The sequence below is a fragment of the Pseudomonas orientalis genome (assembly GCF_022807995.1).
GTDB lineage: Bacteria > Pseudomonadota > Gammaproteobacteria > Pseudomonadales > Pseudomonadaceae > Aquipseudomonas > Aquipseudomonas orientalis_B.
On record NZ_CP094351.1, the window covers coordinates 5,235,926 to 5,250,945 of the forward strand.

General features: G+C 59.4%; 11 protein-coding genes. 8 read left to right on the top strand and 3 right to left on the bottom strand.

Annotation, left to right across the window (positions count from 1 at the left end; all coding sequences use genetic code 11):
* Nucleotide 1: 1 nt before the first annotated feature.
* From MRY17_RS23510 to MRY17_RS23520, 3 genes are all read left to right on the top strand, one after another.
* Nucleotides 2-1,273: a YeaH/YhbH family protein gene (locus MRY17_RS23510; RefSeq protein ID WP_243352944.1), complete on the top strand. Its 1,272-nt coding sequence runs from the start codon at nucleotides 2-4 to the stop codon at nucleotides 1,271-1,273.
* Nucleotides 1,270-2,835, top strand: coding sequence for a SpoVR family protein (locus tag MRY17_RS23515; RefSeq protein ID WP_191953012.1), 1,566 nt, complete (start codon nucleotides 1,270-1,272; stop codon nucleotides 2,833-2,835). The genes MRY17_RS23510 and MRY17_RS23515 overlap by 4 nt, the downstream gene beginning before the upstream one ends.
* Before the next feature lie 63 nt (nucleotides 2,836-2,898).
* Nucleotides 2,899-4,131, top strand: a complete 1,233-nt coding sequence (locus MRY17_RS23520) for a multifunctional CCA addition/repair protein (protein ID WP_243352945.1) — start codon at nucleotides 2,899-2,901, stop codon at nucleotides 4,129-4,131.
* 72 nt (nucleotides 4,132-4,203) lie between these two features.
* On the opposite strand, the gene folK is transcribed toward MRY17_RS23520, so the two are convergent.
* Together folK and folB are read right to left on the bottom strand one after the other, a co-directional pair.
* Nucleotides 4,204-4,722 carry a 2-amino-4-hydroxy-6-hydroxymethyldihydropteridine diphosphokinase gene (gene folK / locus MRY17_RS23525; RefSeq protein WP_191953014.1) on the bottom strand — a complete coding sequence of 173 codons (519 nt, stop codon included), beginning with the start codon at nucleotides 4,720-4,722 and terminating at the stop codon, nucleotides 4,204-4,206.
* Entirely contained in the window at nucleotides 4,713-5,066 is a 354-nt protein-coding gene (folB, locus tag MRY17_RS23530) for a dihydroneopterin aldolase (protein WP_065894165.1), read from the bottom strand. The genes folK and folB overlap by 10 nt, the downstream gene beginning before the upstream one ends.
* Before the next feature lie 74 nt (nucleotides 5,067-5,140).
* On the opposite strand from folB, the gene plsY reads away from it, so the two are divergent.
* The gene (plsY, locus tag MRY17_RS23535) at nucleotides 5,141-5,710 is read left to right on the top strand and encodes a glycerol-3-phosphate 1-O-acyltransferase PlsY (protein ID WP_181283016.1); all 570 of its coding nucleotides are present in this window, start codon (nucleotides 5,141-5,143) and stop codon (nucleotides 5,708-5,710) included.
* Nucleotides 5,711-5,729: 19 nt separating this feature from the next.
* Here the strand turns inward: plsY and tsaD are convergent, their stop codons facing one another.
* Nucleotides 5,730-6,755 (bottom strand): tRNA (adenosine(37)-N6)-threonylcarbamoyltransferase complex transferase subunit TsaD, encoded by a 1,026-nt coding sequence (gene tsaD, locus MRY17_RS23540; RefSeq protein WP_243352946.1) that lies wholly within the window; start codon nucleotides 6,753-6,755, stop codon nucleotides 5,730-5,732.
* A 202-nt stretch (nucleotides 6,756-6,957) separates the two neighbouring features.
* On the opposite strand from tsaD, the gene rpsU reads away from it, so the two are divergent.
* The 4 genes from rpsU (at nucleotide 6,958) to MRY17_RS23560 (ending at nucleotide 15,011) form a co-directional block, all read left to right on the top strand.
* Nucleotides 6,958-7,173 carry a 30S ribosomal protein S21 gene (gene rpsU / locus MRY17_RS23545; protein WP_002551877.1) on the top strand — a complete coding sequence of 72 codons (216 nt, stop codon included), beginning with the start codon at nucleotides 6,958-6,960 and terminating at the stop codon, nucleotides 7,171-7,173.
* A gap of 441 nt (nucleotides 7,174-7,614) precedes the next feature.
* Nucleotides 7,615-9,585: a DNA primase gene (gene dnaG, locus MRY17_RS23550; protein ID WP_191953016.1), complete on the top strand. Its 1,971-nt coding sequence runs from the start codon at nucleotides 7,615-7,617 to the stop codon at nucleotides 9,583-9,585.
* A 67-nt stretch (nucleotides 9,586-9,652) separates the two neighbouring features.
* A complete protein-coding gene (gene rpoD, locus MRY17_RS23555) occupies nucleotides 9,653-11,503 on the top strand; it encodes an RNA polymerase sigma factor RpoD (RefSeq protein ID WP_181283019.1) in 1,851 nt (616 codons plus the stop codon).
* Between the two features lie 136 nt (nucleotides 11,504-11,639).
* Entirely contained in the window at nucleotides 11,640-15,011 is a 3,372-nt protein-coding gene (locus MRY17_RS23560; RefSeq protein ID WP_243352947.1) for a bifunctional diguanylate cyclase/phosphodiesterase, read from the top strand.
* Nucleotides 15,012-15,020 lie beyond the last annotated feature (9 nt).

Consider the following 15,020-nt stretch of genomic DNA (forward strand, 5'->3'; position numbering starts at 1 on the left):
CATGAGCTATGTGATCGACCGACGCCTCAATGGCAAGAACAAGAGCACGGTAAACCGCCAGCGTTTCCTGCGGCGTTACCGTGACCATATCAAAAAGGCGGTGGAAGAGGCCGTCAGCCGCCGTTCCATCACCGACATGGAACATGGCGAACAAATCAGCATTCCCGGACGCGACATCGACGAACCCGTGCTGCACCACGGCCGGGGCGGCAAGCAGACGGTGGTGCATCCCGGCAACAAGGAATTCACCACGGGTGAACACATTGCACGTCCTCAAGGGGGCGGTGGCGGCAAGGGCGCGGGCAAGGCCGGTAACTCCGGCGAAGGCATGGACGAATTTGTGTTCCAGATCACCCAGGAGGAATTTCTCGAATTCATGTTCGAGGACCTGGAACTGCCCAACCTGGTCAAGCGCAACCTGACCGGCACCGACACCTTCAAGACCGTACGCGCGGGTATCAGCAACGAGGGTAACCCGTCGCGTATCAACATCATCCGCACCCTGCGCTCAGCCCATGCCCGACGCATCGCCCTGTCAGGCAGCAGCCGGGCAAAACTCAAGCAGGCCAAGGAAGAGTGGGCGCGCTTGAAGCGCGAAGAACCGGACAACTTCGGCGATATCCAGGAAATAGAGGGCGAAATCGAGAAACTCAGCGCGCGCATTCATCGCGTGCCGTTCCTCGATACCTTCGACTTGAAATACAACCTGCTGGTCAAACAACCCAACCCCAGCTCCAAGGCCGTAATGTTCTGCCTGATGGACGTGTCCGGCTCCATGACCCAGGCCACCAAGGACATCGCCAAGCGTTTCTTTATCCTGCTGTACCTGTTCTTGAAGCGGAACTACGACAAGATCGATGTGGTGTTTATCCGCCATCACACCAGCGCCCGGGAAGTGGACGAAGAGGAATTCTTCTACTCGCGGGAAACCGGCGGCACCATCGTCTCAAGCGCCCTGAAGTTGATGCAGGAAATCATGGCTGAGCGCTACCCGGCCAATGAGTGGAATATCTATGCGGCCCAGGCTTCCGACGGTGATAACTGGAACGACGATTCGCCGATCTGCCGCGATATCCTGATCAACCAGATCATGCCTTTCGTGCAGTACTACACCTACGTCGAAATTACCCCCCGTGAGCATCAGGCGCTGTGGTTCGAATACGAGCGCATCGGCGATGCCTTCGCCGACACGTTCGCCCAGCAGCAACTGGTCTCGGCCGGCGATATCTACCCGGTCTTCCGTGAACTCTTCCAGCGCAGGTTAGTGACATGACCGCCAAAAAAGAGCATAAGCGCCAACCTATCTCCACCGGGTCCGAGTGGACCTTTGAACTCATCCAGGCCTATGACCGGGAAATCAGCCGCATCGCGGCGGGTTACGCGCTGGATACCTACCCCAATCAGATCGAAGTGATCACCGCCGAGCAGATGATGGATGCCTACGCCTCCGTCGGCATGCCGCTGGGTTATCACCATTGGTCCTACGGCAAACACTTTCTCAGCACCGAAAAGTCCTACACCCGCGGCCAGATGGGCCTGGCTTACGAGATCGTGATCAACTCCGACCCTTGCATCGCCTACCTGATGGAAGAAAACACCATCTGCATGCAGGCACTGGTGGTGGCCCACGCGTGCTACGGGCATAACAGCTTTTTCAAGGGCAACTACCTGTTCCGCACCTGGACCGATGCCAGCTCGATCATCGACTACCTGGTATTTGCCAAGCAGTACATCATGCAATGCGAGGAGCGCCACGGCATCGATGCGGTAGAGGATTTGCTCGACTCCTGCCACGCCCTGATGAACTACGGCGTCGACCGCTACAAACGTCCCTATCCGATTTCGGCCGAAGAAGAGCGCCTGCGCCAGCAGGAGCGCGAGGAACACCTGCAGAAACAAATCAATGATCTGTGGCGCACCATTCCAAAGCGTGCCGGCAAAAACAGCGACAAGGACAATGCACGCTTCCCCGCCGAACCTCAGGAAAATATCCTTTACTTCCTGGAAAAACACGCCCCGCTGCTGGAGCCATGGCAACGGGAAATCGTGCGCATCGTGCGCAAAATCGCTCAGTACTTTTATCCACAGCGCCAGACTCAGGTGATGAACGAGGGCTGGGCAACGTTCTGGCATTACACGCTGATGAACGACCTGTATGACGAAGGCCTGGTCACTGACGGTTTCATGATGGAGTTCCTCACCTCCCACACCAGCGTGGTGTTCCAGCCCGGGTTCGATAGCCCCTACTACAATGGCATCAACCCTTACGCACTGGGCTTTGCGATGTACCGTGACATCCGTCGCATGTGCGAGCACCCCACCGACGAAGACCGTCGCTGGTTCCCGGAAATCGCCGGCAGTGACTGGCTCTCCACCATCAAGTTCGCCATGAGCAGTTTCAAGGACGAGAGCTTCATCCTGCAGTACCTGTCCCCCAAGGTCATTCGCGATCTCAAGCTGTTCAGCATCATGGACGACGACCTCAAGGAGGACCTGGTAGTCCCGGCCATCCATGATGAGCCTGGCTATCGGACTATCCGCGAGACCCTGGCGGCGCAGTACAACCTGGGCAACCGCGAGCCCAACGTGCAGATCTACAGCATCGATATGCGTGGTGATCGCTCGCTGACCTTGCGTCACCAGCAGCACGATCGCAAACCCCTGGGCGAATCCACCGAGGAAGTGCTCAAGCACCTGCACCGGCTGTGGGGCTTCGATATTCACCTGGAAACCCTGCAGGGCGACCAGGTGATGAAAACCCACCATGTCCCGCCGCGCAGCGATCATAACGACAACGACTACGGTCGCCTGGACCTGGCCGTCGTGCATCTCTGAAACGGCAAAGCCTCCATTGGCCAGGCACAGGCGGTATCCTGTGGCGCTAATGGAGGCTTTTTCATGAAAATCTACAAAGTCGGCGGCGCGGTGCGTGATCGCCTGCTGGGCATCAAGGTCACCGACATCGACCGCGTCGTTGTCGGCGCCACCACCGAAGAGATGCTGGCCAAAGGTTTCAAACCGGTCGGCGCTGACTTCCCCGTGTTCCTGGACCCGAAAAACGGCGATGAATACGCCCTCGCCCGTACCGAGCGCAAAAGCGGCCGGGGCTACGGCGGCTTCGTGTTTCACGCCAGCCCCGAGGTCACGCTGGAAGAAGACCTGATTCGTCGCGACCTGACCATCAATGCCATGGCTGAGGATGATGACGGCAATCTGACTGACCCTTATCACGGCCAACGCGATCTGGACGCCCGTATCTTGCGTCACGTTTCGCCCGCTTTCGCCGAAGATCCCCTGCGAGTGCTGCGCGTTGCGCGGTTCGCCGCGCGTTATGCGCAGCTCGGATTCAGGGTGGCACCCGAAACTCTGGAGCTGATGCGTCAACTCAGCGAATCCGGCGAACTGGAGGCGCTGACGCCGGAGCGCAGCTGGAAGGAAATTTCCCGGGCACTGATGGAAGACCAGCCCCAGGTGTTTATCCAGGTGCTGCGTGACTGCAATGCGCTGAAAACCTTGATACCGGAGGTGGACGCGCTGTTCGGCGTACCGCAACCCGAAGCCCATCACCCAGAGATCGACACCGGCCTGCACACGTTAAGCGTGCTGGAACAGGCCGCCTTGCACCGCCAGCCGCTGACCGTACGCTGGGCCTGCCTGTTGCATGACCTGGGCAAAGGCCTGACGCCTGTGGATAAGTTACCGCAGCATATCGCCCACGAACATCGGGGCTTGAAGCTGATCAAAACCGTCAATGAACGCTTCAAAGTGCCAAGGGACTGCCAGGAACTGGCGCTGCTGGTGGGTCAGTATCACACCCACGGCCATCGAGCCCTGGAGCTGAAGGCTTCGACACTGCTGGAGTTGCTGCAGAGTTTTGACGTCTACCGTCGCCCGCAGCGCTTTGAGGAGTTTGTGGTCGCCTGCGAGATGGATGCGCGTGGCCGCAAGGGGCTTGAACAGCGAAGTTATCCACAGGCGGATTATTTACGTGGTGCGGCGAAGACTGCGCGCGAGGTGCAGGTAGCGCCGTTGCTGGAGAAAGGCTTCAAAGGCCCCGCGCTGGGCGAAGCGCTCAAGCGCGAACGGCTTAACGCACTCAAAGCCTACAAGGAACAACACAAGCCCCTGTAGGAGCGAGCTTGCTCGCGAAGAACGTCACCGATAACGCAGCGCCCCCAGTTTTTTTCGCGAGCAAGCTCGCTCCTACAAAAGAGCTGGCGGCGTAAGTTGCCGGCCCTGCCATTCAAACCCGACAGGCGCCAGCACCTGGTCAATCTGCGCATCGCGCCACAGCTCGGCCATGGTCTTGCCCACCTCAGGGTGAACACGATCCGGCGCCATCATCGACAGCGGCCACAAGACAAATGCGTTCTTGAGGATCTCCGCGCGCGGCAGTACCAAACCATCAAAGTTACCCACCAGATCGCCATACAGCAGCACGTCAATGTCCAGCGGCAAGCCTTTGCGATCAGGTGCGTAACGGCCATTTTCGGCCTCGATGAATTTCAACCGACGGTCCAGCTCGGTCAACGACAGGTCGGTACAGCCCGACACCACCAGATTGAAGAACGGGCCGCTCTTGATACCCACCGGCTGGCTTTCAAACACCGCCGAACAGCGCATGTCCGTCAAAAAGCTCGCCAGCGCATCGAGCCCCGCACGTAAATTGAGCTCGCGCTCGATATTACTGCCAAGGCCGAGGTAAACCTGAGTCAGCGACATCCGCGCTCGATCTCCACGCCCACGCCCTTGGCGGCCGGAACGGCGCCTGGCTTGGTCAATTTGAGGTGCAGCCAGGGAATCTGGAATTCACTCATCAGCACTTGGGCCAGGCGCTCGGCGAAGGTTTCCACCAGTTGATACTGGGACTGCTCGGCAAAGGCCTGGATACGCGCGGACACGCTGGCATAATCCAGCGCCAGGCTCAGGTCGTCACCGGCGGCGGCCGGGCGATTGTCCCAGGCAAAGCTCAGGTCCAGGCGCAGGCATTGACGGATGCCGCGCTCCCAGTCGTAGGCGCCGATCACGGTGTCGACTTCCAGGCCTTCGATAAACACTCTGTCCAAGCACTTTTCTCCGCAGCACGACAAGGGCGCTATGCCCCGTTAGAATCAGGGCGTCCTCGCCCGGAATAGTTAGCATGTTTTGGTCACTGGCGATTCTCGCCTACCTGCTCGGCTCGCTGTCCTTTGCCATTTTGCTCAGCCGCCTTACGGGAAATCCCGATCCGCGAATGAGTGGCTCAGGCAATGCCGGCGCCACCAATATGTTGCGCCTGGCAGGCAAGAAACTTGCCGTACTGACGCTGCTGGGCGACCTCTGCAAGGGCCTGCTGCCCGTACTGATCGCCAGCCTCGCAGGCCTTACCGTGCAGCAGCAGGCCTGGGTGGGCATCTGCGCCGTCCTCGGTCACCTGTTCCCCCTGTACTTCCGCTTTCGCGGCGGCAAAGGCGTCGCCACCGCGGCCGGCATGCTGCTGGGAATCTACCCTCCGGCAGCCTTGCTGGCAGTGCTCGCCTGGCTGCTGACGTTCTACCTGACCCGCACCAGCTCACTGGCGGCACTGATCGCCACACCGCTCACCCTGCCCTTGCTGGCCTGGCAGGAGCCGGCTGCGCTGCTGCCGATGAGCGTGCTGACACTGCTGATCGTCTGGCGCCACCGCGGCAATCTACGCGACCTGTTTGCCGGGCGCGAACGGCATTTTTAAACAGGGTCCACGTTACCCCCTACAACGGCGACAGCTGCTCCATCGGCCAACGCGCCTGCACGCTGATCGCCAGGCTTTCATGTTGCCCGGCCTGCAGGCGTTGGCAGCCGGCGTAGGCGATCATCGCGCCATTGTCGGTGCAGAACTCGGGGCGCGCGTAGAACACCTCGCCCTTCATCTCGCCGAGCATTTTCTCCAACGAGCTGCGCAAGGCCTTGTTGGCGCTGACGCCGCCGGCAATCACCAGCCGCTTCATGTCGGCCTGCTTCAGGGCACGCTTGCACTTGATGGTCAAAGTCTCTACCACGGCCTGCTGGAACGCCAGTGCGATGTCGCAACGGGCTTGCTCGCCTTCGTCCCCGGCGCTGACGCTCTGCTGCCAGGTATTCAATGCGGAGGTTTTCAAGCCGCTGAAGCTGAACATCAACCCAGGACGATCACACATCGGCCGTGGGAATGTGTAACGACCGGCCACGCCTTTTTCGGCCAGGCGGGCGATTTCCGGGCCGCCGGGATAATTGAGCCCCATCATCTTCGCCGTCTTGTCGAAGGCTTCGCCGGCGGCGTCGTCCAGCGACTCGCCCAACAAGGTGTATTGACCGATGCCGTCGACCTGAACCAGCTGCGTATGCCCCCCCGAAACCAACAAAGCGACGAACGGGAACGCCGGCGGTGTTTTTTCCAGCATCGGAGCCAGTAAATGGCCTTCCATATGGTGCACACCGAGCGCCGGAATGCCCCAGGCAAATGCCAGCGCCTGGGCACAGGAAGCCCCAACCAGCAGGGCTCCGACCAATCCTGGGCCTGCGGTGTAGGCAATCGCGTCGATCTCGGTCGGCACGCAGCCGGCTTCGTCCAGCACCTGGCGGATCAATGGCAGCATACGTTTGACGTGATCACGGCTGGCAAGCTCCGGCACCACGCCGCCATAGGCACGATGCAGGTCGATCTGACTGAACAGCGCATCGGCCAAAAGCCCGCGTTCACTGTCGTAAAGTGCGACACCGGTTTCGTCGCAGGAGGTTTCAAGTCCCAGTACTAGCATGGGTTTGCGCCTTGTAGAGGCTGAATTCGAAGGCGCGCATAATAGTCGCCACTCCCCCTCCCGACTAGCGGTTTTCGATCAGAGGCTTTGCATTCCTGCCAATGAGGGGTTAACATCCGCAACCCTTAAAAACCGACGACCTCAGCCGCGAATTTTTTGCGACGAGAACGTTGATCCCGGTAATGAAAGAAGGTAGCTCTGGATGCCAGCCGTCAAAGTAAAAGAGAACGAACCCTTCGACGTAGCTCTGCGTCGTTTCAAGCGCTCCTGCGAAAAAGCCGGTGTTCTGGCTGAAGTTCGTAGCCGCGAATTTTATGAGAAGCCAACTTCTGAGCGTAAGCGTAAAGCAGCAGCCGCTGTTAAGCGTCACGCCAAGAAAGTTCAGCGCGAACAGCGCCGCGCCGTTCGTCTGTACTAATACACAGACGTTCGTAGCAAGCTTCTGCCAAGCCCGGCCCTCAGCCGGGCTGTTGGCATTTGCGGATATCGCTTGATGCTTCATCGTCGACGCCGCACACGCGACCGAGACACCGCTTCAAACGTCAGGACTGGCTCTTTTGCCAGCGGTGCACGTCTCTTCTGACGAGCCTAACAAGGCTACTGACGAGCACACCTAATTCTTCAAGCAGGCGATCATACTGTGTCGACTGTGCCCATTGATGAGCTTCCGAGACCGCCCACAGGTCAAGACCGGACTCACGGGCAATTTTATTCGTCGAACACTGATAGGGACTAACGTCAGCGAATGTTCGACAGATACACTCTCTGACATCCCATGCAGACGATAATGATCAGGCACCCAACGTGCGCTTGAACATTTCACGGGCCCTCATTTACACGCAGTGATGACGAGAACGCCATGGCCGGGCTGATTCCCCAGAGCTTTATTGACGACCTTCTGAACCGCACCGACATCGTCGATGTCGTCAGCTCACGCGTGCAGCTGAAAAAAGCCGGCAAGAACTACACCGCCTGCTGCCCTTTCCATAAAGAAAAAACCCCTTCGTTCAGCGTAAGCCCGGACAAGCAGTTCTATTACTGCTTCGGTTGCGGTGCCGGTGGCAATGCCCTCGGCTTCCTGATGGACCACGACAACCTGGATTTCCCCCAGGCTGTCGAGGACCTGGCAAAAGCCGCCGGCATGGAAATCCCCCGCGAAGAAAGTGGCCGCGCGCACAAACCGCGACAGCCCACCGACTCGCCGCTGTATCCGCTGCTGACCGCCGCTGCCGACTTCTATCGGCAGGCACTTAAAAGCCATCCGCAGCGCAAAGCCGCCGTCGATTACCTCAAGGGGCGCGGCCTCACCGGTGAAATCGCACGAGACTTCGGCCTCGGTTTCGCCCCGCCCGGCTGGGACAATCTGTACAAGCACTTGAGCAGCGATACGCTCCAGCAAAAAGCCATGATTGACGCCGGCCTGCTGGTGGAAAACGCCGAGACCGGCAAGCGCTATGACCGCTTCCGTGACCGCGTGATGTTTCCGATCCGCGACAGCCGCGGCCGCATCATCGCGTTTGGTGGCCGAGTGCTGGGCGACGACAAGCCCAAGTACCTGAACTCTCCGGAAACGCCGGTTTTCCATAAAGGCCAGGAACTCTACGGGCTGTTTGAGGCGCGCAAGAACAACCGCAACCTCGACGAAATCATCGTGGTTGAAGGCTATATGGACGTCATCGCCCTGGCCCAGCAAGGCCTGCGCAATGCGGTGGCGACACTCGGCACCGCCACCAGCGAAGAGCACTTGAAGCGCCTGTTCCGCGTCGTGCCCAGCGTGCTGTTCTGTTTCGACGGTGACCAGGCCGGTCGCAACGCCGCCTGGCGCGCACTCGAGGCCACCTTGTCGAGCCTGCAGGATGGGCGCCGCGCACGCTTTCTGTTCCTGCCCGAAGGCGAAGACCCGGACACCCTGGTGCGCTCCGAAGGCACCGACGCGTTCCGCGCCCGCATCAATCAACATGCACAGCCGCTGGCGGACTATTTCTTCCAGCAACTGACCGAAGAAGCCGACCCGCGCTCGCTTGAAGGCAAGGCCCATATGGCCACCCTCGCAGCGCCGTTGATCGACAAGGTTCCGGGCGCCAACCTGCGCACCCTGATGCGCCAGCGCCTGCTGGAAATCACCGGATTGAGCGGCGAAGCCGTAAGCCAGCTGGTGCACAGCGCCCCACAGGATGCACCACCCGCCTACGATCCAGGCATGGATTATGATGCCATGCCGGACTATTCCGACTTCCACCAACCGCAGGAGGCGTATGCGCCCCAGCAGGAATGGACGCCGAAAAAGCCCGGTGCCGGCGGCAAGAAATGGGACAAGAAGCCCTGGAGCAAGAATGGTAAACGAGGCGACCGCGATGAGGCCCATGCCCCGCGCACCCCGGTTGCCGTGGAAGCGCCGACGCTGATTGCCTTGCGCACGCTTATCCACCACCCGCAATTGGCGGGCAAGGTAGAAAGCGCCGATCATTTCGCTAACGAGAGCAACACCTACGCGCAGGTGCTTATCGCCCTGATCGAGGCCGTGCAGAAAAATCCTAAGCTAAACTCAATCCAGCTCATGGCGCGCTGGCATGGTACGGAACAAGGCCGCCTGTTGAAGGCGCTTGCGGAAAAGGAATGGCTAATTGACGGCGATAACCTTGAACAACAGTTTTTAGACACCATTAATAGGTTATCCGCGGGTCAGCACACACAGACCCTCGATGAGCTCATCAAGAGAGCAAGACAGCCGGGATTGTCGGCTGAAGAGCAAATTCAGATAGCAAAACAGATGCGCGACCTTTTAAAACAGAACGTTTGCACATCAAACCCGACCTCAGCTGGCGTGTGAGGTCATAGCTCGGGTATAATCCTCGGCTTGTTTTTTGCCCGCCAAGACCTTCAGTGGATAGGGTGTTATGTCCGGAAAAGCGCAACAGCAGTCTCGTATCAAAGAGTTGATCACCCTTGGTCGTGAGCAGAAGTATCTGACTTACGCAGAGGTCAACGACCACCTGCCTGAGGATATTTCAGATCCTGAGCAGGTGGAAGACATCATCCGCATGATTAATGACATGGGGATCCCCGTACACGAGAGTGCTCCGGATGCGGACGCCCTTATGTTGGCCGACGCCGATACCGACGAGGCAGCCGCTGAAGAAGCCGCTGCCGCGTTGGCCGCGGTGGAGACCGACATCGGTCGCACGACTGACCCTGTGCGCATGTATATGCGTGAAATGGGTACCGTCGAGTTGCTGACACGCGAAGGCGAAATCGAAATCGCCAAGCGTATCGAAGAGGGCATCCGTGAAGTGATGGGCGCAATCGCGCACTTCCCCGGCACGGTTGACCACATTCTCTCCGAGTACACTCGCGTCACCACCGAAGGTGGCCGCCTGTCCGACGTCCTGAGCGGTTATATCGACCCGGACGACGGCATTGCGCCACCTGCCGCCGAAGTACCGCCGCCGGTAGATCCAAAAGCGCCGAAAGCGGACGACGAAACCGAAGACGACGATGCTGAAGCCAGCAGCGACGAAGAAGATGAAGTCGAAAGCGGTCCGGACCCGATCATTGCTGCCCAGCGTTTCGGTGCGGTTTCCGATCAAATGGAAATCACCCGCAAGGCCCTGAAAAAGCATGGTCGTGGCAACAAGCAGGCGATTGCCGAGCTATTGGCCCTGGCCGAGCTGTTCATGCCGATCAAGCTGGTGCCCAAGCAGTTCGAAGGCCTGGTTGAACGTGTTCGTAGCGCCCTTGAGCGTCTGCGTGCACAAGAGCGTGCGATCATGCAGCTCTGTGTCCGTGATGCGCGCATGCCGCGTACCGACTTCCTGCGCCAGTTCCCCGGCAACGAAGTCGACGAAACCTGGAGTGACGCCCTGGCCAAAGGCAAGGCGAAATACGCCGAAGCCATTGGTCGCCTGCAGCCGGACATCATCCGTTGCCAGCAGAAACTGAGCGCACTGGAGGCTGAAACAGGCCTGACGATCGCCGAGATCAAGGACATCAACCGTCGCATGTCGATCGGTGAGGCCAAGGCCCGCCGCGCGAAGAAAGAGATGGTTGAAGCCAACTTGCGTCTGGTGATCTCCATCGCCAAGAAGTACACCAACCGTGGCCTGCAATTCCTCGACCTGATCCAGGAAGGCAACATCGGCCTGATGAAGGCTGTGGACAAGTTCGAATACCGTCGCGGCTACAAGTTCTCGACTTATGCCACCTGGTGGATCCGTCAGGCGATCACTCGCTCGATCGCCGACCAGGCCCGCACCATCCGTATTCCGGTGCACATGATCGAGACCATCAACAAGCTCAACCGTATTTCCCGGCAGATGTTGCAGGAAATGGGTCGCGAACCGACCCCGGAAGAGCTGGGCGAACGCATGGAAATGCCTGAGGATAAAATCCGCAAGGTATTGAAGATCGCTAAAGAGCCGATCTCCATGGAAACGCCGATTGGTGATGACGAAGACTCCCATCTGGGTGACTTCATCGAAGACTCGACCATGCAGTCGCCCATCGATGTCGCCACTGTTGAGAGCCTCAAGGAAGCGACTCGCGACGTACTCTCCGGCCTCACTGCCCGTGAAGCCAAGGTACTGCGCATGCGTTTCGGCATCGACATGAATACCGACCACACCCTCGAGGAAGTCGGTAAGCAGTTTGACGTGACCCGTGAGCGGATCCGTCAGATCGAAGCCAAGGCGCTGCGCAAGTTGCGCCACCCGACGCGAAGCGAGCATCTGCGCTCCTTCCTCGACGAGTGATACCAGAACCCCCGGCCCAGGCCGGGGGTTTTGCTTTTCAGCCATTTCTTTTCCACAGATTAACTGCCCCGCAACGCCCCGCCCGCGCAATGCCCGTCTACACTCGAGACATTCCCCGTGCCATAACGAGACCGTTATGCCCAGATTGCCGACCGTGATACTGCTGTCGCTGCTGACCTGGACCGCAACGGCTGGCGCGATGACTCTCACTGATGATGAGCGTAGCTGGCTGACGGACCATCAGGAGCTGCGCCTTGGGGTGGATGCGTCCTGGCCACCCTTTGAATACCGCGATGAAAATGGCCGCTACCAGGGCCTCGCCGCTGATTACGTGCGCCTGATCCAGGATCGTCTGGGCGTCAGGGTCAAGCTGGTCGAGCCGGTGAACTGGACCGCCTTGCTCGAACAAGCACGCAACAATCAGCTCGACCTGCTACCCGGCGTCATGTCCACCCCGGAACGCCAGAGCTTCCTGGCTTTCACGCGCCCCTATCTCGACTTTCCCATCGTGATACTGGCCCATGAAGGCGGTGCCAAACCACGCAACCTCAAGGACCTGTACGGGCTGAAGATCGCCGTGGTGGAAAATTATGCGCCCCATGAATTACTGCGTATCCACCACCCGGATCTCAATCTCGTCGCGATGCCTAACGTCAGCTCCACGCTACAGGCCCTGGCCACCGATGACGTGGATGCGGTGGTCAGTGACTTGGCGTCCAGCGTCTGGAGCCTGCGCCAGCTGAAACTCGACGGTTTGTACGTCAGCGGCGAAACGCCCTACCGCTACCAGCTCGCAATGGGCGTGCCTCGAGATGAGAAAATACTGGTGGGTATCCTGGACAAGGTGCTCGCCGATCTCAGCCCTACCGAAACCAATGCGATCCAGCAACATTGGGTCGGCAGCTTCAGCGATCACCGCACGTTCTGGGCGGATTTATTGTTGTACGGTCTACCTGCGGTGTTGCTGCTGAGTACCGTGCTGGCCATTGTGATTCGAATCAATCGCCGGCTCAGTTCGGAAATTTCCCGCCGCGTAGCGCTTGAGCAAAAACTGCGCAGCAGCGAGTACCACTATCGCGGCCTGGTGGAGAGTCTGTCCGCCATTGCCTGGGAAGCCAGCATCAGCGATTTCACCTACAGCTACGTGTCGCCCCATGCCGAGCAACTGCTTGGCTACCCCCGCGCCCACTGGTTGATCCCCGGCTTCTGGCGCAACGTCATTCACCCTGCCGACCTGATGCGCGCCGAAACCTATTGCTACCGTGAAACCCGCGCCAACCGTGATCACAGCATCGACTATCGCGTGATCACCGCCGATGGCCGCTGCCTGTGGGTACGCGACATTGTCAGCCTGATCAAATACGGCCCGGAACCGGTGCTGCGCGGCCTGATGATCGACATCAGCGAGGCCAAACGTACGGAAGAGGCACTGCTGCTGTCCGAGCAGAAATTTGCCAAGGCATTTCATGCCTCTCCGGATGGCTTGTTGCTGAGCCGACAAAGCGATGGTCTGCTGATAGAAGTGAACGAAGGCTTCAGCCACCTGACCGGTTACACCAGCGCCACCTCGCTCGATCAATCAGCCCTGGACCTCGGCATTTGGGTCGACCTCAATGAACGCAAGCACATGCTGGAATTGCTGCAGCGCGACGGCTTTGTGCGCGATTTCATCTGCCATATTCGCCACGTCGATGGCCGGATTCGCCTCTGCGAACTGTCCAGCCGCTCGCTGCCCATCGACGAAGAGGACTGCATGCTGACCATCGCCCGCGACATCACCGAGCGCCAGCAAATGCAGGAAAAACTGCAACAGGCCGCCACCGTGTTCGAGAGCACCGCCGAAGGCGTATTGATCACCGACACCCGGCAGAACATCAGTGCCGTCAATCGCGCGTTCAGCGAAATCACCGGCTACAGCGAGGCAGAAGCGCTTGGCCAGACCCCGCGCTTGCTCGCCTCCGGCATGCACGACAGCGCTTTCTATGCCGCACTGTGGCACCAGTTGACGACCCAGGGACACTGGCAGGGCGAGATTTCCAACCGTCGCAAGAACGGTGAGCTCTACCCAAGCTGGCTCACCATCAGCGCCGTGCGCAATCTCGACCAGGTGGTTACGCACTTCGTCGCGGTATTTGCCGACATTTCCAGCCTCAAGCTCGCCCAGGCACGCCTCGACTATCAGGCCCATCACGACCCCTTGACCGGCCTGCCCAACCGCACGCTGTTTGAAAGTCGACTGCAAGCGGCCCTCAATGGCCAACAGGAAAGCGGGAATCAGGGCGCCGTGTTGTTTCTCGACCTGGACCGCTTCAAACACATCAACGACAGCCTCGGCCACCCGGTCGGTGACCTGCTGCTCAAAGACATCGCCGTACGTCTCAAGGAACAATTGCGTGATATCGACACCGTCGCCCGCCTGGGCGGCGATGAATTCATCATCCTGCTGCCCGGCCTGCAACAGGCCAGCGACGCGCAATACCTGGCGAACAAACTGCTCGACTGCTTCACACCACCCTTCCAGGCCGGCGAGCACGAATTCTTTATCAGCGCGAGTATCGGCACCAGCCTGTACCCACAAGACGGCACCGATGTCCCCACCCTGGTCAAAAACGCCGACGCCGCGATGTACCGTTCCAAAGCCAAGGGCCGCAACCGAGTTGAAAGCTACACCTGCGACCTGACGACCCAGGCCAACGAACGCGTCGCGCTGGAGCATGAGCTGCGCCGCGCCATCGAACGTGATGAAATGAGCCTGTATTACCAACCCAAACGCAGCCTGATCACTCAGGAACTGATCGGCGCCGAAGCGCTGATTCGCTGGCGCCACCCGACCTTCGGCGACGTACCGCCCGAACACTTCATCGCCCTGGCCGAAGAGAACGGCACGATCCTGCAAATCGGCGATTGGGTGCTGGAACAGGCCTGCCGACAATTGCACGCCTGGCAAGATACTTACGAGGACTTCGGCCCGCTGTCCGTCAACCTCGCCGGCGCGCAACTGCGCCACCCCAACCTGCTGTCGCGCATCGAACAACTGCTGCGCGATTACCGCCTGGAACCCGGCTGCCTGCAACTGGAGATCACCGAAAACTTCATCATGAGCCAGGCGGAAGAAGCACTGACGGTGCTGCACCAGCTCAAAAAATTAGGCGTGCAGCTGGCAATCGATGATTTCGGTACCGGCTATTCGTCCCTCAGCTACCTCAAGCGCCTGCCGCTGGACTTCCTCAAGATCGACCAATCCTTCGTCCGCGGCCTGCCCGATGACCCCCACGACGCCGCCATCGTGCGCGCCATTATCGCCCTCGGCCACAGCATGCAATTCACCATCATCGCCGAAGGCGTGGAGAATCCCGCACAGCAAGCATTCCTCGCCGCAGAAGGCTGTGAACAGATGCAAGGCTACATCGTCAGCCTGCCCCTGCCACCGCAGCTTTTTGCCGAAACCTTCCTTCGTACACGGATGGGGGATTTTACGGATGGCACAGCGAGGAAACCGTCGTTATAATCCGCGTCC